Source organism: Parabacteroides sp. AF21-43 (assembly GCF_003635435.1).
Lineage (GTDB): Bacteria > Bacteroidota > Bacteroidia > Bacteroidales > Tannerellaceae > Parabacteroides > Parabacteroides distasonis.
Window position 1 is genome coordinate 72,032 of the sequence record NZ_QTMG01000009.1, and the last position, 19,098, is coordinate 91,129.

At 43.9% G+C, this 19,098-nt stretch carries 13 protein-coding genes; 8 read left to right on the forward strand and 5 right to left on the reverse strand.

Going from position 1 to position 19,098, the window contains the following annotated elements; translation table 11 throughout:
* Positions 1 to 381 precede the first annotated feature (381 nt).
* On the reverse strand, positions 382 to 1,605 hold the full coding sequence (locus tag DWX84_RS08500) for a 6-bladed beta-propeller (protein ID WP_122297324.1): 1,224 nt from the start codon (positions 1,603 to 1,605) through the stop codon (positions 382 to 384).
* A gap of 109 nt (positions 1,606 to 1,714) precedes the next feature.
* Entirely contained in the window at positions 1,715 to 3,130 is a 1,416-nt protein-coding gene (locus tag DWX84_RS08505; RefSeq protein ID WP_172986705.1) for a tetratricopeptide repeat protein, read from the reverse strand.
* Positions 3,131 to 3,315: 185 nt separating this feature from the next.
* On the opposite strand from DWX84_RS08505, the gene DWX84_RS08510 reads away from it, so the two are divergent.
* From DWX84_RS08510 to DWX84_RS08530, 5 genes are all read left to right on the forward strand, one after another.
* Positions 3,316 to 4,008 carry a succinate dehydrogenase cytochrome b subunit gene (locus tag DWX84_RS08510; protein ID WP_009016611.1) on the forward strand — a complete coding sequence of 231 codons (693 nt, stop codon included), beginning with the start codon at positions 3,316 to 3,318 and terminating at the stop codon, positions 4,006 to 4,008.
* A 48-nt stretch (positions 4,009 to 4,056) separates the two neighbouring features.
* A complete protein-coding gene (locus DWX84_RS08515) occupies positions 4,057 to 6,000 on the forward strand; it encodes a fumarate reductase/succinate dehydrogenase flavoprotein subunit (protein ID WP_005859978.1) in 1,944 nt (647 codons plus the stop codon).
* Positions 6,001 to 6,030: 30 nt separating this feature from the next.
* Positions 6,031 to 6,786, forward strand: coding sequence for a succinate dehydrogenase/fumarate reductase iron-sulfur subunit (locus tag DWX84_RS08520; protein ID WP_005859980.1), 756 nt, complete (start codon positions 6,031 to 6,033; stop codon positions 6,784 to 6,786).
* 422 nt (positions 6,787 to 7,208) lie between these two features.
* Positions 7,209 to 8,420: a radical SAM protein gene (locus DWX84_RS08525; protein WP_121961183.1), complete on the forward strand. Its 1,212-nt coding sequence runs from the start codon at positions 7,209 to 7,211 to the stop codon at positions 8,418 to 8,420.
* 33 nt (positions 8,421 to 8,453) lie between these two features.
* Positions 8,454 to 9,686, forward strand: coding sequence for a glycosyltransferase (locus DWX84_RS08530; protein WP_036616340.1), 1,233 nt, complete (start codon positions 8,454 to 8,456; stop codon positions 9,684 to 9,686).
* A gap of 205 nt (positions 9,687 to 9,891) precedes the next feature.
* Here the strand turns inward: DWX84_RS08530 and DWX84_RS08535 are convergent, their stop codons facing one another.
* The gene (locus tag DWX84_RS08535) at positions 9,892 to 13,029 is read right to left on the reverse strand and encodes an ATP-binding protein (RefSeq protein ID WP_122377486.1); all 3,138 of its coding nucleotides are present in this window, start codon (positions 13,027 to 13,029) and stop codon (positions 9,892 to 9,894) included.
* Positions 13,030 to 13,268: 239 nt separating this feature from the next.
* On the opposite strand from DWX84_RS08535, the gene DWX84_RS08540 reads away from it, so the two are divergent.
* On the forward strand, positions 13,269 to 14,036 hold the full coding sequence (locus tag DWX84_RS08540; RefSeq protein WP_048927215.1) for a LiaI-LiaF-like domain-containing protein: 768 nt from the start codon (positions 13,269 to 13,271) through the stop codon (positions 14,034 to 14,036).
* Positions 14,037 to 14,043: 7 nt separating this feature from the next.
* Entirely contained in the window at positions 14,044 to 14,838 is a 795-nt protein-coding gene (locus DWX84_RS08545) for a LytTR family DNA-binding domain-containing protein (protein ID WP_005863405.1), read from the forward strand.
* A gap of 337 nt (positions 14,839 to 15,175) precedes the next feature.
* Here the strand turns inward: DWX84_RS08545 and DWX84_RS08550 are convergent, their stop codons facing one another.
* Together DWX84_RS08550 and DWX84_RS08555 are read right to left on the reverse strand one after the other, a co-directional pair.
* On the reverse strand, positions 15,176 to 15,694 hold the full coding sequence (locus DWX84_RS08550; protein WP_005863407.1) for an FKBP-type peptidyl-prolyl cis-trans isomerase: 519 nt from the start codon (positions 15,692 to 15,694) through the stop codon (positions 15,176 to 15,178).
* 4 nt (positions 15,695 to 15,698) lie between these two features.
* Positions 15,699 to 17,243 (reverse strand): glycine--tRNA ligase, encoded by a 1,545-nt coding sequence (locus DWX84_RS08555; protein WP_005863410.1) that lies wholly within the window; start codon positions 17,241 to 17,243, stop codon positions 15,699 to 15,701.
* Between the two features lie 207 nt (positions 17,244 to 17,450).
* Here DWX84_RS08555 and DWX84_RS08560 point away from each other — a divergent pair, with 207 nt between their 5' ends.
* Positions 17,451 to 18,887 (forward strand): Gfo/Idh/MocA family oxidoreductase, encoded by a 1,437-nt coding sequence (locus tag DWX84_RS08560; protein ID WP_005863413.1) that lies wholly within the window; start codon positions 17,451 to 17,453, stop codon positions 18,885 to 18,887.
* The last annotated feature ends 211 nt before the right edge of the window (positions 18,888 to 19,098 follow it).

A 19,098-nucleotide genomic window follows, 5' to 3' on the forward strand; every position in this document is an offset into this window, starting at 1 on the left:
GTTATTACACATACTTACCAACCTCTAAGCATATCCGGATATTACGTTGGTTTCGCAAACATACGAAATGCTCGTAATATAAATATAAACAATACATTAATTAACACTAATAGCCATCAAAGGCATAGAAAAGATAAAAGAACACGATTATTTACCGAACAGTTAAAATACACAATATGCCCACTTTGCACGTAAATATTAGTATATGGCTGATATCTAAGCAGTTATACATACACGCCTATTACCGATCCAATTACTATCTATAATAAATCAGATTACTATCAATAGTAAATCAGATTTTCTATAGATAGTAACCATGAATACTATAGCTTCTATCGCTAGATTATTACAAGAAGTACAACCGAGCGATACATATCGAAGTCAGATAAGCGAATAAAACACAAAAACCGGATTGCCCTCCTCTCCTTTTAAGTCCAACTCCTGCGGAATCGTGATCGAGCGAAGCGATTTATATAAGTTTAGCTCATACGGGGTCACTACTTGTACCAGCTCATCTTTTATGACCCTCCCCCAGACCGGGAAATTCCGATAACTTCTCGTACCCTGCATGCCATGTTGAAGGTTCGCATCCGCCAGTTCATAGATAGAACCCGGCATCACACATTTTTCCACAAGTGTCTTTCCCGTCTTTTTATCTACAGAGGCTATATAATAGCCTTGGTTATACAATAAACGGAAATAATAATGTCCCGGAAACTCAATCATATCTTGCACAAAGATATCCTTGGGGTCCTTTTTTTCAATTCGCAAATTACTCATGTCCGTAACATCCAACGAACGAATCACTTCCGCATCCGAGTTTTTCAGATCAAGGACACAAGCCGCACTTATTCGATCCGCCGAGATACAGAAGACCGTATCATTACTACCGGTCTTAAACAACACAGAGTTTTGCGCATCAGAATAAGCGGGGGCGATACTTGTCGTGAACCCGCTCTTCTCATGGGGTAATAAAAAGGAATAAAAATCATTCTTGATCGCTATCGTATCCCCTTTCCTCGAAAATAGGCCTAATCCGAATCCTCCTCCGTTGAAAGGCTGAAAAGGGAATGATATGGCGGCGAAACGATCCTTTCCGATATGACGCATATAGATTACCGAATACTCATGGGTGGATTGTCCGATAAATTCACCTTCCAACGTATATTCCCAAACTCGATTATTACTAAATAAAAAAAGGCGATCATTACGTTCGTCCACTTGGATACATGGCAGAATACCTCTAAATTCACCCGGCCCCTGCCCTTCTTTTACCAACGTCCGGATAAAACGCCCTTGCCGATCGAACAGGACGATACGGGGCTCTTTTACGGGAAGCACATAGATATATCGATCTGTCACGGCATAATCATAAACTCCGTCTATCAACGAGGCATCATCCGTGGTCACCTCTAAAGGGACAAAAGTAACCCCCTTGATCTCATCGCCTAATCCCAATAGCCCCGGTTTATCCATCCCCCCTCTTATATCTGCGGTTAAAAGAGAGGACGCTTCCGTTGGCGAAGAACCGCATGACGCGAAACAAGAAACGACAAAAACACTATTTAAATAAAACAAGATAGAGGCTAACTTTACACTTTTCATAACCATGCTTTTTTGCCTCCAAAAATATCCCGCATATCTCACAAATCACATGATAAATGAGAACAAAAATGAGAACAAACCTGCCAAAACAGCTATAAATACATAATAATCAAAAACTTGAGATAAACTCCACAAATGTCTCCGTAGAACCTTCTTTCTTAAAAATCTTCCGGAATAGACGAGGACGAAGTACCGAACTATTATATTTCAATACCCGTGTGATCTGGTTGGCGGGAACGCCGATCTTCGTAAGCATACAGACCTTCAACTCCGTATCGGAAATAGCAGGATATAGTTTTTTCAGCCGTAAGGTAAAGTCATCATAAGCCTTATTCAACAAAACCTCCAAAAGCTCCCAATCCTCAGAGATAATCTTGCCGGCATCCCGATCGTGAAACTTCTCATAGACCTCCGATTTCCGCAAGATCGCGACAGATAATAAATGCTTACTCTCCTTATTATGAATCGACTCGTTACAAATCTCCAGCCGTTGTTTTTCCAATTGTAAGGAAACCAACATCAACTCTTGATCCTTTTCTTCCTTTATTTTCGTAATTCTCTTTTCCAAAAGGGCGATTTGCCGTTCATTCCCTTCTTTTTCTTCTCGCATACGTTGTTGCTGGCTAGCAATCGAGCGTCGCAAGGCTTCTTCCCTTCGAAGAGCGTTTTCCTGCGTATTTCTCCATCGCCGATAAAGGAGGAAGCAAATAAATAGGATTATGCCGATAATAAATGCGTACAGATAACGCTCCTGTCCCCTTTGCGATAGCATCAATTCTTTCCTATATAAGTCCTCACGAACCGGCCTTACATCATACCGGGAAGTGATCTGATAAATCGATTCTCTCGCTGACAGCGATCCGATAGAATCCCGTAACGCCTCGTATTTCTTGACTTCCTCCAGTATCCGGCCTTGTCCGGCCGTATCATTCAAGAGCTGATATTGGGCACTCGCTTTTCTCAAAAAAGACATAGCCTTGCCATATAATTCCTGCTCGGCGTACAGCCTCCCTATCTGGTTATATAACCGTCCCCAAAATTCGTAATCCCAATTCCCTCCCTCATATTCCAACGCACGTAAATAGCATTCCAAAGCTAGGGACGGTTGATCCATATCCTCATAGACCTTCCCCCGGTAAAACCAAGCTTTGGGTGGCCAGTAACAGCCTCGTGTCGTCCTATAATAATCCGTAGCGATAGAGATTATGGAATCCGATGTATGCCTCAATCCCGCCTCATCCCGTGATTCGGTCCATAACAGACAATAACGGGCTTTCTCTCGAAGCGATAATCCATTGATATCCCTCACTTTCTCTAATAACACCAAAGCACTGTCCGGATGATGCGGAATCAATTTCTCTACCTGCCAGAACAGGTTGCCATGCTTGTCACTCCTATATGAAAAAAGCACAAGAACCAAGATCACGATCGTAAATAATAAGATCGTAAACTTGATCCCTATGGAAAAATGCCGTGGCCCATTCAAATCCTTACGCATATAGGCAAATGTATATAAATTATTCATAAGGAAAGCCTTTTCCTTCCGCATTATTCCATGTGTCGGGACACATGCCCTGACCTCTCCCATTAATGCAGAAATATTTCTTTAATCGTTTGCGCAATATATGGATTTAGCATACCTTTGCGTGATAATTACATAGTTTAAGTAGAAATTTCTAAATACAATTAAATAACTTAAATTATTATCTTATGTGGTTACTTAATTCTTCTATCGGGAAGAAGCTGATAATGAGTATATCAGGCCTCTTTCTTGTTCTGTTCTTATTGTTCCACCTGTCGATGAACGTGACGGCCGTTTTCTCCGGAGAGGCTTATAACATGGTTTGTTCGCTGTTGGGCTCTAATTGGTACGCTGTGGCAGCTACTCTCGTATTGGCCGCAGGCGTTGTGATCCACTTCGTGTACGCTATCATTCTTACCTTGCAAAACCGTAAGGCACGTGGTAACGACCGTTACGCTATCAACGCTCGTCCGAAAGGCGTGGAATGGGCATCTCAGAACATGTTCGTTTTGGGTTTGATCGTTATCCTGTTCATGCTGTTGCACTTCAGCCAGTTCTGGTATAAGATGATGTTCGCCGAATTGATCGGTCATCACGAAGTTGCATTGGGGTCAGCTATGGTATCTCCACAAGACGGAGCCGCTTTTATCAACTATTACTTCCAAGGTAATGCCGTGATCACTGTTCTTTATTTGATCTGGTACGTGGCTTTGTGGTTCCACTTGACTCACGGGTTCTGGAGCGCTATCCAAACAATTGGTTGGAATAATACGATCTGGATGAACCGTTGGGAATGTATCTCTAAGATCGTAGCTACGGTTATTTGCGGACTTTTCGCGATCATTACTATCATCTTCTTCCTAAACGGAGTAGGTGCTTAATTGCAAGCTACAGGTTTTATAATTAAGAACTTTTGAAATTAAATCATTATGTCTGAAATAAATTCTAAAATACCTCAAGGCCCGTTGGCTGAGAAGTGGACTAATTATAAAAATCACCAGAAATTGGTGAACCCCGCTAACAAGCGTCGTTTGGATGTTATCGTAGTCGGTACAGGTTTGGCCGGAGCTTCCGCTGCCGCATCTTTGGCAGAGATGGGATTCAACGTATTGAACTTCTGTATCCAAGATTCTCCCCGCCGTGCGCACTCTATCGCCGCTCAAGGTGGTATCAACGCCGCTAAGAACTACCAGAATGATGGTGACTCTGTTTACCGTTTGTTCTACGATACGATCAAAGGTGGTGACTACCGTGCTCGTGAGGCTAACGTTTATCGTTTGGCTGAGGTTTCTAACTCAATCATCGACCAGTGCGTGGCTCAAGGCGTTCCTTTCGCTCGCGAATATGGTGGTTTGTTGGATAACCGTTCATTCGGTGGCGCTCAGGTATCACGTACGTTCTACGCCCGTGGCCAGACGGGTCAGCAGCTTTTGTTAGGCGCTTATTCAGCGTTGAGCCGTCAGATCGGTTTGGGTAAGGTTAAGATGTACACTCGTCATGAGATGTTGGATGTAGTTAAGGTAGACGGTCGTGCTCGTGGTATCATCGCCCGCAACTTGATTACAGGTAAGATCGAGCGTTACGCCGCTCACGCTGTAGTTGTAGCTACGGGTGGTTACGTTAATACGTTCTTCTTGTCAACCAACGCTATGGCATCTAACGGTTCCGCCGCATGGCAATGCTACAAGAAAGGCGCTTACTTCGCTAATCCTTGTATGGTTCAGATCCACCCGACTTGCGTACCGGTGAAAGGAGACTTCCAATCTAAATTGACTTTGATGTCCGAATCCTTGCGTAACGACGGCCGTATCTGGGTTCCGAAGAAACTGGAAGACGCTAAAGCTCTACAGGCCGGAACGAAGAAAGGTAAAGATATTCCCGAGGCAGACCGTGATTATTATTTGGAGCGTCGTTATCCGGCATTCGGAAACTTGGTTCCTCGCGACGTGGCTTCTCGTGCCGCTAAAGAGCGTTGCGACGCAGGTTTCGGCGTGAACAGCACGGGCTTGGCCGTATTCTTGGATTTCTCCGACGCGATCAATCGCTTGGGTAAAGAGGTCGTTAAGCAGAAATACGGTAACTTGTTCGATATGTACGAAGAGATCACGAACGATAATCCATACGAGACTCCGATGATGATCTACCCGGCATTGCACTACTCAATGGGTGGATTGTGGGTTGACTATGAGTTGATGACCTCCATTCCGGGTCTGTTCGCTATCGGTGAGGCAAACTTCTCCGATCACGGAGCGAACCGTTTAGGTGCTTCCGCTTTGATGCAGGGATTGGCCGATGGTTATTTCGTATTACCATACACGATCCAGAACTATTTGTCCGACCAAATCCAAGTTCCTCGCTTCAGCACGGATCTGCCGGAGTTCGTCGAGGCAGAAAAGGCCATCAAGGATCGTATCCAAAAATTGATGAACGTCAAGGGTAAAGAAACCGTAGACACTATCCACCGCAAACTAGGTCATATCATGTGGGAACATATCGGTATGGCACGCGACGCAAAAGGTTTGCAAGAAGCTATCCAGATGCTGAAAGACTTGAAGAAAGAGTTCTGGAGCAACGTATTCATCCCAGGCAACGCAGACAACTTGAATACCGAGTTAGAGAAAGCATTACGTGTAGCCGACTTTATCGAGATCGGTACATTGATGGCACACGATGCTTTGGACCGCGCTGAGTCTTGTGGTGGTCACTTCCGTACGGAGCACCAGACAGAAGAAGGTGAGGCCTTGCGTCATGACGATAAGTTCATGTACGTATCTTGCTGGGAGTACCAAGGCGAGGACAAAGATCCTGTCATGTTGAAAGAGGATTTGAACTATGAGTTCGTTGTTCCTCAAACACGTAACTACAAGAAGTAATAATCATCAATCTCAGAAAAAATTAGAATCATGGATAAAGATATAAGTGTAACACTTAAGGTTTGGCGTCAGAGAGGTCCGAAGGAGAAAGGACAGTTCGAGACATACAAAATTGAGAAGATCAATCAGAGTGTCTCTTTCTTGGAAATGTTGGATATCTTGAACGAGCAGTTGGTCAACGAGGGTAAGGAACCGATCGTATTCGATCACGACTGCCGCGAGGGTATCTGTGGCATGTGTTCATTGTATGTAAACGGACACCCGCACGGACCGGCAACTGGAGCTACGACTTGCCAGTTATATATGCGTCGTTTCCACGATGGAGAGACGATCACGATCGAACCGTGGCGTTCCGCAGGTTTCCCTGTTATCCGCGACTTGATGGTAGACCGCTACGCTTACGACAAAATCATCCAAGCGGGTGGTTTCACATCTGTCAACACAGGTGGTGTACCCGACGCTAATGCGATACCTATCCCAAAGAAGGACGCAGACTTAGCCATGGACGCTGCCGCTTGTATCGGTTGTGGCGCTTGTGCCGCCGCTTGTAAGAACGGTTCAGCTATGTTGTTCGTATCCGCTAAAGTTAGCCAGTTGGCTTTATTACCTCAAGGTAAGGTAGAGGCTGCCCGCCGTGCGAAAGCAATGGTCGCTAAAATGGATGAACTTGGCTTCGGTAACTGTACGAACACACGCGCTTGCGAGATGGAGTGTCCGAAGAACATCTCCGTTAGTAACATCGCTCGTTTGAACCGTGAGTTCATTTGCGCTAAGCTACAAGACTAATATTTGATTAGTATATCATGGAAAAGGCGTCTTTCTCTAAAAGAAAGGCGCCTTTTTATTTTTGTTATATGTTGAAAAACATAATTTAGCACTACAGATCTTGACAGGAATTGAAAAGTCCGTATATTTGCATCGTGGTTTTTTCATAATAGTATTAGATTTAAGGTTAACAAAGTTTGGTTAGGGCTTGTCGTGAGACAGGCTTTAATTGTTTATAGACCTACCTTTTAAACATGGACCACAAAATACTGCAAATAGAGATTGTTTAGCGTCATTTTATCGTCGATCTTTGCCTTTAAAGATCATATAGTATATGCTAATAAGTATTTTATTTGGCTTCTTATGTTATTTTCTCCGGGTGTTGATCAAACACAAGGAAAAAATCATGCGCCAGATAAGACAAATGGTAAAACAAAAATAAAATGGACAAAAAACGAACCACCAGTTCTTTCAGGGCAATGAGCACGGAAAGAAAACTCGAGTCGATCTTCCTTTTCGTAACAGGCCGATGCAACGCCAAATGCGCGATGTGCTTCTATGCCCAAGAAATGGATAAGAAGCAACCCGACCTCACTTTCGATGAAATCAAGAAAATATCAGAAACCGTTGGGCAATTCAACCGATTATGGATATCCGGGGGTGAGCCTACCCTGCGTGAGGATCTACCGGAAATATTGGAGTTATTCTACAAAAACAACCATATCAAAGATGTGAACATCCCTACGAACGGCTTAAAACCAGACCGGATCGTCGAATGGGTAAAACGGTTCCGCCAGAACTGCCCGGATTGTAATATTAACGTAAGCCTTTCCTTGGATGGTTTCGGTACGACCCACGATACACAGAGAGGCGTACAGGGAAACTTCTATAAGGCACTGGAAACCCTGCGTAAGATACAGGAGAATTTCGGAGACGACGGCAAGGTCCTGAAAAATATAGCAACCGTTATCACGAAATACAATATAGACCAGGTAGAAGACTTCATGACTTGGGTATACGGACGTTTCCGTACCTCCACACATACGATTGAGGCCGCCAGAGGCATGACCCGTGACGATGGCGTGAAAATCCTAACCGAGTCAACGCTACGCAAAATACAAGATGACATATCCCCTATCTATTCAGCTTATGCGGATCGGATGGTAGCGGATACCACCGGCTTAAGGAGACCGATCACACGCTTCTTCTATCTCGGCCTTATACGTACCTTATATAATGTGCGTGCCAGCAACATAGATCACCCGACCCCTTGGGGGATGGATTGTACGGCCGGAGAGACTACCTTGGTAATCGACTACGACGGACGTTTTCGTGCCTGCGAGTTACGGGAACCGCTCGGAAATATAAAAGAGTATGGTTGCGATATAAGTAAAGTGATGAATAGCGAAGCGATGAAACTGGAAATAGCCGCTATCGGACATGGGTATAAAGCCAACTGTTGGTGTACGCACGGCTGCTGGATCACCTCATCCGTCATTTTCAATCCACGTAAGATGATTCGCTCCGTATATAAAGGATACCGGGAAACGAAACGATTGAATCATCCCTTAGCCATCAATGAGCAGAAACTACAAACGATGGAAGCCAAATACCATCTGGACATCGAGCGTTTGCGTCAACTGAATATCCGGTAAACAAGACCCTCATAGCCCATAAATAAACGTAGCATGAAAATACTATTAGTAACCAGAGGCTCACAAGGCGACGTCCTTCCTTATTTGGCCATAGCGGCCGAATTGGAAAGACGCGGTCATGAGGTGACCATCAATCTCCCTCAAATATTCGAGGAGACCGTTAAACCCTACGGATTTAAATACGTATTGCAACAGTTTGACGATATCGGCGGCATGATCGATAGCGCAGCGCAAAACTCACATAAATTCCGGCCATTCCTTAAATGGATGCGGAACGTGATCGATAAACAGTTCGATCAATTGATTCCCCTACTAAAAGAGCATGATATTTTAGTATCGACCAACTCGGAATTTGCTGTCGCAAGTATCGCCGAGTATTGCAAGAAACCCTTGATACGTACCGCCTACGCCCCGTTCTTGCCGGGTAAGAAGATTCCCCCGGCCGTATTGCCATTTCCCAAACCCAACCCGATCATCACTCCCGCTATCCTATGGAAGTTGATGAACCGGATGACCAATTTCATGGTCAAAGACACGATCAATAAGAACCGGGCTAAATACGGACTCGCTCCGATCCGCAATTTTGGCTATCACGCGGGAGAGCGTTCATATAATTACTTGCTTTTCAGCCAGCACCTAGGAAACGTAGATCCGGACTGGACGTTCGAATGGTCGATCGGAGGCTATTGCTTCAATGACACTTTTCAATATGATGAGAAGGCTTACGAGGAAATGATATCATTCGTCGACAGCGCTCAAAGCCCTATTATCTTTTTTACCCTCGGGAGTTGTAGTTCCAAGGATGGTAACCGTTTCAGCAAAGCCTTGGTCGATATTTGCAAGAAACATGATTATCGGCTCATCATCGGTTCCGGTTGGGCAAAGACAGGAATCACCTTACAAGCGGATAAACATTTATTCTTAATGAAGCAGCCGGTTCCGCATAATTTGATATTTCCGCACTGCGACGGCGTTATCCATCATGGAGGTTGCGGCACGACCCATAGCGTAGGAAGGGCGGGAAAGCCCCAATTAATCACTCCGTTGATTATCGATCAACCCTATTGGTCCTATCGAATCCACCAATTAGGGTTAGGGCCGGAAGGGGTTAAGATAGCGAAAGCGAGCGAGCAGGAGATCGAACGCAAGGTTTGTGATCTGGTCACCAATCCGCTTTATAAGAAAAATGCCGCTCATATAGGCGAGATGATCCAAAAAGAGGGAGGTATAAAGAATATATGCGACTCTATCGAAAGATTTCAATGAGGCATAAGTTCCTATTAGATTTTATTACATGTTACAAAACACAATTTAGCACTTAAACTATTGACAAATAGCGGTAACTCCGTATATTTGCATAGTGGTTTTTTCATAATAGTATTAGATTTAAGGTTAACAAAGTTTGGTTAGGGCTTGTCGTGAGACAGGCTTTAATTGTTTTATAAGGTCTGCTTCCCGCAAAGCCCTTCGATTACATCAGAATAATCCGATGCGTCAATAAAGTTGATATCTTGTCTTTTAAGATCTTCCCATTAATCGGTTTCGCCGTATAGGCATCAAATCCACTATTAATGATCCGTTGCTCATCTTGGGCGAAAGCATAAGCCGTCACCGCAATAATAGGCACGCTAGCAGAAACCTTACGAATCTCTGCGGTAGCCTCGTATCCATCCATGACCGGCATCTTTATATCCATCAAGATCAACTGCGGTTTGTGCTGATGAAATAGCTCCACAGCCTCCTTTCCATTCCATGCATGAATCAATTTATATTCAGGCTTCAATATAGACTCAAACAGGCGATAATTACTGGAATTGTCCTCAGCGATCAAGATCGTAACCTCACTTCGGGCGATCTTCTCCAAAGTAACAGGCTTCTGCTCTTCACTAGAAAATAATTCTTTCTTCGGCTGAAAAGGCAATGTAAACCAGAACTTAGAGCCTTTCCCTTCCATAGAATCAACCCCGATCGTTCCTTTCATCTGGGTAACAATCATCTCGCAGATGCTTAAACCCAGTCCTGTTCCTTGAGCGAAAGTATTCAGTTTTACAAAACGTCCGAAAATATCTTTCCGCTTATTCTCCGGGATTCCGCAGCCCGTATCCTCTACATAGAACCACAACGTATTATCATCCTTCAACTTATAGCCAAATAAAATCGATCCTGCCAGCGTAAATTTCATGGCATTGTTCAACAGATTGATCATCAGTTGAGACAGACGATTTCGATCCGTATAAATCACGCAAGGCTCCAGATAATCCTTAAATGAGATCTGTACATCCGGATTCTTATTCTTCAAATGAGCCGATTGCTCCAAATCCCTCAATACAGCGTTAATATCCACATAGTCATAAGTAAACTCCAAGGTACCCGCCTCGATCTTTGACAAATCCAAGATATCGTTTATCAACTGCAACAATAGGGAATTATTATTCTCGATAATATCAGCGAATTCCTTCTTATCCTCAAGGTCATCGGTCGAGGCAAGGATATTAGAGAAACCTACGATCGCATTTAACGGTGTACGTATCTCATGGCTCATATTTGCTAAAAACGCTGATTTCAATTTATTCGACTCTTCCGCCTTATCCCTAGCCATTCGAAGGTCATGTTCCAATTGCTTACGCTCGGTAATAGATATCGTAGAACCGATCAACGCTTTCGGTTCACCGGAAGCATCATATTCAGCCATTACCTGTATCTCCTCCCACTCATGGCGATCTTCTCCCGGAATCAACCGCTCCAGACAATATTCTTTTCGTACTTTCTTTATTTTCCCATTACACAAATCATCGAAAGCCTTTTCCACGCAAGCCCTGAAAGACGGGTGTATCTTGCTGAAATATTCCTTCAACGAAACCTCATGGGTATGTATCTCGGCAGTCTCTATATTATCTTCCGGATGTACTTTCGACTCATAGATAATCTTCCCTTCAGCCAGATTATATCGCCACGGTAAAAGATCTGCCGCCTCTAACGCCATAGCCAGCTTATGATTCATGGCTTTCAAATGCGTCTGGAATTTATGGATATCCGTAATATCAATAAAAAACGCGTCAACTACATTCTCTTCCGAGGTAGGCATGATGATAATCGTATAGTAAAGCCCTGTCGGCTCAAAATAATACTCACAAGTAAAGGATTTCCCACTCTCCAGAACTGTAGGCACAGCCGATAGAAGCAAAGGATAACTTCCCCCAATTAAATTAGCGATCTCTTTTCCATGCTTATTTACCACGAAATCTTTAGGAGCGATTTTTTCCTCGAAAGCATGGTTTACATCCAAAACCTGCACATCGATTTGCGTACCTTCCCGAATCAGCCGCTGCCGTATATAAGGCAATGGCATATTATTAAATAAATCACGGTAACGGGATAATAGCCTCAACTCCACTTCCTTCATCTTTTGCTTAGAACGATACACGTAATGCCACGCTAAAAACACGACTACCAGAAAGAAAATCAGAAAGCCTAATAGCGGCATCCAATATTTTTCTAAAAAAGAGGGAGGCGCATTCAAATAGATCGCATCATGTGGGAAATTATCTTCATTAGACATCGCGCTCATCAGCGAAACATAATTCAAGTATTTATGAGGATCATCCACCGTTGAAACCGGGATCTTGCCCATATCTTCACCGTTATAAACTTGCTGTAGCAAGGGAATTAGAGCTGTCTCAATCGTTTTAGAGCTATTATAATATCCACCAATCGTATATCCTTCTTCCACGCCCATATCATATAAAGAAAAAACAGGATGCCTAGAAATGCCGTTTATACCTTGATACAAAGTACTATATAATAACGAGTGATTCAAGAAAGGTTTCTCGGTAATCCACGAGTAATACATCACGGCCGTCGCTCGATGTGGGTCTTTCTCCGACAGAACCGCCATTAAACTATCCATGGAGCAAGAACCCTCCGTATAAAAATCCACTTTCCCCTCAGGGAAAGAAGTTTCCATATGTTTCTCCATCTCATCCCGAAGCCATGTGGAGACATAACGTCTGTCGGATATGAAAATCAGACGTTTCAAACCCGGGATTAATTCCTTCACCAAGTCGATCGAACCTTTAACATAATAAGGGATAACCAAGCCCGTAGCGTTATACCCCTTAACCGCCTCTTGTAAAGGAATCACCCTATCAGAGGAATGCCTCTGATTAAAATAACATTCATTTTCTGCCATTTCCCCCGTCTCCGAACAGACCAGAGTGGGAATATCCCCCCATTTCTCCCGGATCTTATCCCGCATAAAAGCCCATCCATTTACGCCTAAGTAGATAATTCCATCCGGCTTCTTCTTGTTAGCTTCAAAGAAGACCTCTTGTTTCTCTTTTAATTTCTCTGGCGTATCAACCAACATCACGCTTATATGATCTATCCGGAGAGTGTACTCCTCCGGGGTAGCGAACTTCGAGATCATGTTTAATAAATTACCAGACCAACGTTCGCCATCCACATATGAATTTATCACCAATACATACGATTCCTCCTTGACCGGATATGAAGAACTCCCATAAGCCGGAGTCGGCATACCGGCTATCAAGCATAAAATCAATCCAAAATAAAGTATTATTGCCTTTAAATTTATAATATTTCGTATCATTCCCTACATTCCTCTATTGCAGTTGTAAAGACAAAGATATTCCTTAATTATCAACTAATCTTATCAAACTAGTTTTTTTATCAAGTTTTGGTGTCAAATTCACGTTTCTTACAAACTAAAGGCTTTTTTAATCGGGATTATTCGGTTATTTACCGATACTCGTATAGAAATCAGCGGTATTTACTTGTGTATAGAATGACGAACCCGTACATTTGATAAAAAACAAAAAAATGGAACTTATGGATATGAAAGATTATGACATCGATTTTAAAGAGAAGAGGACAAGCGGGTATCTGATCGCTACCTTATTTATCATTGTCGGTATATTATTTTTACTGCGGAATCTAGGAATGATAGATCCATCCTTATTTGACTTGCTTGTATCTTGGCCGATGCTGCTTGTCGTGTCGGGCATCTTTACGATTTTCCACCGTAATCCGGTAGGAGGTATGCTCCTCGTAGGCGTGGGAGTCTATTTCCTTTTCCCGCAGTTAAATTGGATCACGAACGATTTTTTACGTGTATATTGGCCGTTAGGATTAATCCTGTTAGGATTGGTCATCATGCTGAAGCGGAAAGATTCTATCCGCACGAAAAAGCATAAACGTCCCTTTAACCATCCCCCTTTCGGGCACAGAAAGCCTAACGATGAGATCAACTACGAGACAGATAACGGTTTCGTATCGGTTGACACCACTTTCAACTCGGTAAGGCACATCGTACTGGACCCCGTATTCAAGGGGGCGGACATAGACGTATCTTTCGGCAATGTGATCCTCGATCTTAAAAAAACAACATTAGAGGCTGATGAAACCATCATAAACATAGATAGCTCCTTCAGCGGCGTAGTAATATATGTCCCTAAAGGATGGCTGGTTCGTCTAAAGGTTGATTCCTTCTTGGCTGGATGCCAAGATATGAGGGACCTGACAGAAACAACCGACATGACGCACACGTTGTATATATGTGGAGACTTGTCGTTCAGCGGCCTTGAACTAAGAGACTAAACTCATCATGCAAGAACATCCTATTACAACATCCATATTACATAAAGGGCTGGGAAGCCTATTATTACTTTTAGCCATAGCGATCCAATGCGCATTATTAACTCTTTATGGCGATCTTCCGTTGAGCATCACTTTGATCGATAGCTTACTTTCCATCGCATTGTTCGCCGTAGCGGGATATTATCTTTGGTATGTACAATGTACGTTACATATCATGCAAGCACGAGTGGCTTTCGCCGTACTCGTACAAATCGCTTGCATAGCCGGATGCTCGATCTTGCTACAAATATTCGGATTGGAAGATTGGGAGGAATTCTCGATCACGATTCCTTTTCGATTCCTGTTCGGCCTAATGGCATGGATCATTCTATCCCAATGGTATGCCAGTCGGGAAAGAAAGAGTGAGGCGGAACCTATCGTGAGACAAATGGAGGAAAAGACGGCACCTCCCCCGACTACCGTTCCGGAGGAGATTCTAGATCGTATATCCGTAAAAGACGGGGCACGTATTCATATCATCCCGATAAAAGAGATATTCTATTTGCAAGCATGTGGCGACTATGTGACCTTATTCACCACTTCCGGTCAGCACGTAAAGGAGCAAACCATGAAGTATTTCGAGCGAAGCCTTCCTTCTCCGGAGTTCGTTCGTATACACCGCTCTTATATCGTTAATACGGAACAGATATTGCGAGTAGAACTATTCGGAAAAGAAACCTATCAAGTACGATTAAAGGATGGAACATATCTTCGTGCCAGTAGCGCTGGCTATAAGCTACTCAAAGAACGTCTTTCCCTTTAGCAGTCCTATAAAAGGGACCTAATCATCGTTAAAATTAGAAGATTTTGATTGTAATATATAGAGTTTTGTGTTGTGTAACACTTTTTGGCAAGCATAGATATGTTACTTAACATATATTAGTTGCAAAAGACTTGACAAATGGTCTTGACGAACGTATCTTTGCATCGTGGTTTTTTCATAATAGTATTAGATTTAAGGTTAACAAAGTTTGGTTAGGGCTTGTCGTGAGACAGGCTTTAATTGTTTATAGAGGTTTGCTTCCCTAGATTTACATATAACTATAAAAAAACGGCCACCCCTAAAAAGAGGCGGCCGTAATTATTCTTAATGAAAGAACCTACTCTTTGACAATCCTTGTAACTTCCAAATCAAAGATCAAAGTCGTATAAGGCTTTATTATGACACTTCCCGAAGCACTCCTTCCAGCCGAACCGTATCCCATCTGTTGAGGAATCCAAATCTCCCAACGATCTCCTGGGTGCATATTCTGTAACGCTGTAGCAAAACCATCTACCATCTCAGAAACAGTAAGTTCGGCAGGGGCACCTGCCTCAAACGATTTATCATCAAAAACCGTTCCATCAATAAACGTCCCTTTATAATAACATTCCACCTTGCTCGTATAATAAATCGGCTCCTTACTCTCTCCTGTCTTCAAGACCTTGTAAAGGATAAATCCGGCATTACTTTGAGAACTCAATTGCTCGAAACCCGGAACCAGCATCTGGGCTTGAAAAGCCTCCTCATTCTGGACCTTCCAAACCTCATCCACCTCTAGTGCCTCATCATCATCCCCACAAGAGGTGATCATGAACACGCAAAACAACATCAACGCGATATGCCAGTACTTCTTCATTCGTTTACTCTATTACCTTTTTCAATAAATTCTTCATGCTCACCTTCTCCGTGATAATATCGTGAAGCTTATCGATGCTTACGCGCTCTTGCTCCATCGTGTCACGGAAACGGATCGTTACGCAATTATCCTTCAAGGTGTCATGGTCTACCGTAATACAATACGGGGTACCGATCGCATCCTGACGGCGATAACGCTTACCAATAGAATCCTTCTCGTCGTATTGGCAACGGAAGTCGAAACGCAACATATTTATAATCTCCTCAGCTTTCTCGGGCAGGCCATCTTTCTTCACCAATGGCAATACGGCCAACTTGATCGGAGCCAAGGCTGCGGGCAACTTCAATACCACACGGCTCTCGCCATTCGCCAATGTCTCCTCGCAGTAAGAACCCGCCATGATGCTCAAGAACACACGGTCTACACCGATCGAGGTCTCGATTACATACGGAGTGTAACTCTGGTTCAACTCCGGATCGAAATATTGGATCTTTTTACCGGAAAACTTCTCATGCTGACTCAAGTCGAAATTCGTACGGCTATGTATACCCTCCACTTCCTTGAATCCGAACGGCATCTCGAACTCGATATCCGTAGCGGCGTTAGCGTAGTGAGCCAACTTCTCATGATCGTGATAACGATACTTCTGATCTCCCAAGCCAAGAGCTTGATGCCATTTTAAGCGAGTAGACTTCCATTTCTTGAACCACTCGATCTCCTCACCCGGACGAACGAAGAATTGCATCTCCATTTGCTCGAACTCGCGCATACGGAAGATAAACTGACGAGCCACGATCTCATTACGGAACGCCTTACCGATCTGGGCGATACCGAACGGGATCTTCATACGGCCAGTCTTCTGCACATTCAAGAAGTTCACGAAAATACCTTGAGCCGTCTCCGGACGAAGATAAATCTTAGTCGCTCCATCAGCGGTAGAACCCATATCCGTAGAGAACATCAAGTTAAACTGGCGAACCTCCGTCCAGTTACGAGTTCCGGAAATCGGGCAAACGATCTCGCAATCCAAGATCAATTGGCGAAGATCCTCGAAGTTAGACTCGTTCATCGCCTTACTATAACGCTCATGAATCTCATTCCATTTCGCTTGATGCTCCAATACACGAGGATTCGTCTCACGGAATTTAGCCTCATCGAAAGCGTCACCGAATTTCTTTGCGGCTTTCGCCACTTCCTTATTCATTTTCTCCTCGATCTTGCCCAAATGGTCTTCGATCAAAACGTCCGCACGGTAACGTTTCTTCGAGTCCTTGTTATCGATCAACGGATCATTAAAAGCGTCAACATGGCCGGAAGCTTTCCAGATAGTAGGGTGCATAAAAATAGCGGAATCAATACCCACCACATTCTCATGCAGCAAAGTCATGCTATCCCACCAATATTTCTTTATATTGTTCTTTAACTCAACACCATACTGGCCATAATCGTATACCGCTCCCAAACCGTCATAAATCTCTGAGGAGGGAAATACGAAACCATACTCCTTACAGTGTGAAACTAATTTCTTAAATACATCTTCTTGTGCCATAATCTAATAATTTGCCAATTTTGTTAATATGCCAATGTGCCAATGATAAGTCCATCGGAGACCCGCCTGAGTGGCACATTAGCACATGGTCTCCTTTATGAGGTTACAAAGTAAATGATTTTTTCCGTAACTATAGAAAGTTTTGTATATTTACGACGTAAATCATTAGTGTTTGCGCAAACAGTATAATTTAAACAAGATAATACCATGAAATCAGAAGAAATCTCACGCCGCTCGTTCCTTAAGCGAGCGCTAGCCTTATCGGCAGTATCGGCCATCCCGTCGTTCTGGACACCCGCCCACGGACGTGTTCTACCTACTTCCCCGCTAATCAGCGCTAATGACCGGGTAAACATTGCGTTCATCGGCATCGGACAACGAGGGGGCGAGATCGCCAAGGAATTGTATAACACAGGTCTGTGTAACGTAGTAGCTCTCTGCGACGTGGACATGGGAGCCCCTCACACGCAAGAGATTATCAACATGTTCCCGAAAGCGGCCCGTTTTCAAGACTTCCGCACGATGTTCGACCGGATGGCGGACAAGATCGATGCCGTAAGCGTAGGTGTGCCGGATCATTCCCACTTCCCGATCACGATCGAGGCGATGGCGCACGGCAAACATGTATATGTAGAGAAACCGATGGCCCGCACGTTCCAAGAAATAGAGATCATGATGCGTGGAGCGAAGAAATACGGCGTTGTCACCCAAATGGGTAACCAAGGACATTCCGAGGCGAACTATTTCCAATTCAAGGCATGGAAAGAGGCCGGTATTATCAAGGATGTTACCGCCATTACCGCCCATATGAATAATCCGCGTCGCTGGCACGGATGGAACCCGAATATTAGGCATATGCCTATGGGAGAACCGGTTCCCGAGACGATGGATTGGGACACATGGATCGGCGTAGCTCAATATCATGATTACAACCATGACTACCATTTGGGACAATGGCGTTGTTGGTACGACTTCGGAATGGGTGTCTTAGGAGACTGGGGAGCGCATATTTTGGATACGGCACATGAATTCCTAGATTTAGGATTGCCTACAGAAATAAATCCGCTTTATTTGAAAGACCATAACCCGTTCTTCTTCCCGATGTCATCCACCCTTTTGTTTAAATTCCCGGAAAGAGGGAATATGCCGGCCGTGGATATCACTTGGTACGATGGACTGGACAATATCCCCTCCGTCCCGGAAGGTTACGGTGTTTCCGAGCTCGACCCGAATATCCCGACCGTAGCCGGCGGCAAGATACAACCGGCGAAGTTGAACCCGGGCAAGGAAATCTACTCGAAAGAATTAACCTTCAAGGGTGGTTCTCATGGAAGTACCTTATCTATCATCCCGGATGAGAAAGCGAAAGAGATGGAATCCCGCTTACCGGAAGTGCCGAAAAGCCCGTCTAACCATTTCGCGAACTTCCTGCTAAGTTGTATGGGAAAGGAGAAAACCCGCTCACCGTTCTCTATCGCCGGCCCATTAAGTCAGGTATTCTGTCTCGGCGTATTAAGCCAGCGCTTGAACCGCAAGCTCGTCTTCGATCGTGACACGAAACAGATCACGAACGATCCGGAGGCGAATAAGATGCTATGTGGAGTACCGCCTCGCAAAGGATGGGAACAATATTATACCATTTAATTGAAACATGGAGAATTGAAAGTTATTCGCTCATCGCTTTAACTTTCAATTCTCTCATATAGTTTATAAGCCTATTTGCTACAACATCTACAACTATCCCTGCATTCATCTGGTCTTAGGATGATTAACTAATGGTGGTAGATAAAAAACATCTACAATTATCTAGCTCTATCTACCACTATTTACCGCTATTTACCACTATTTACCACTT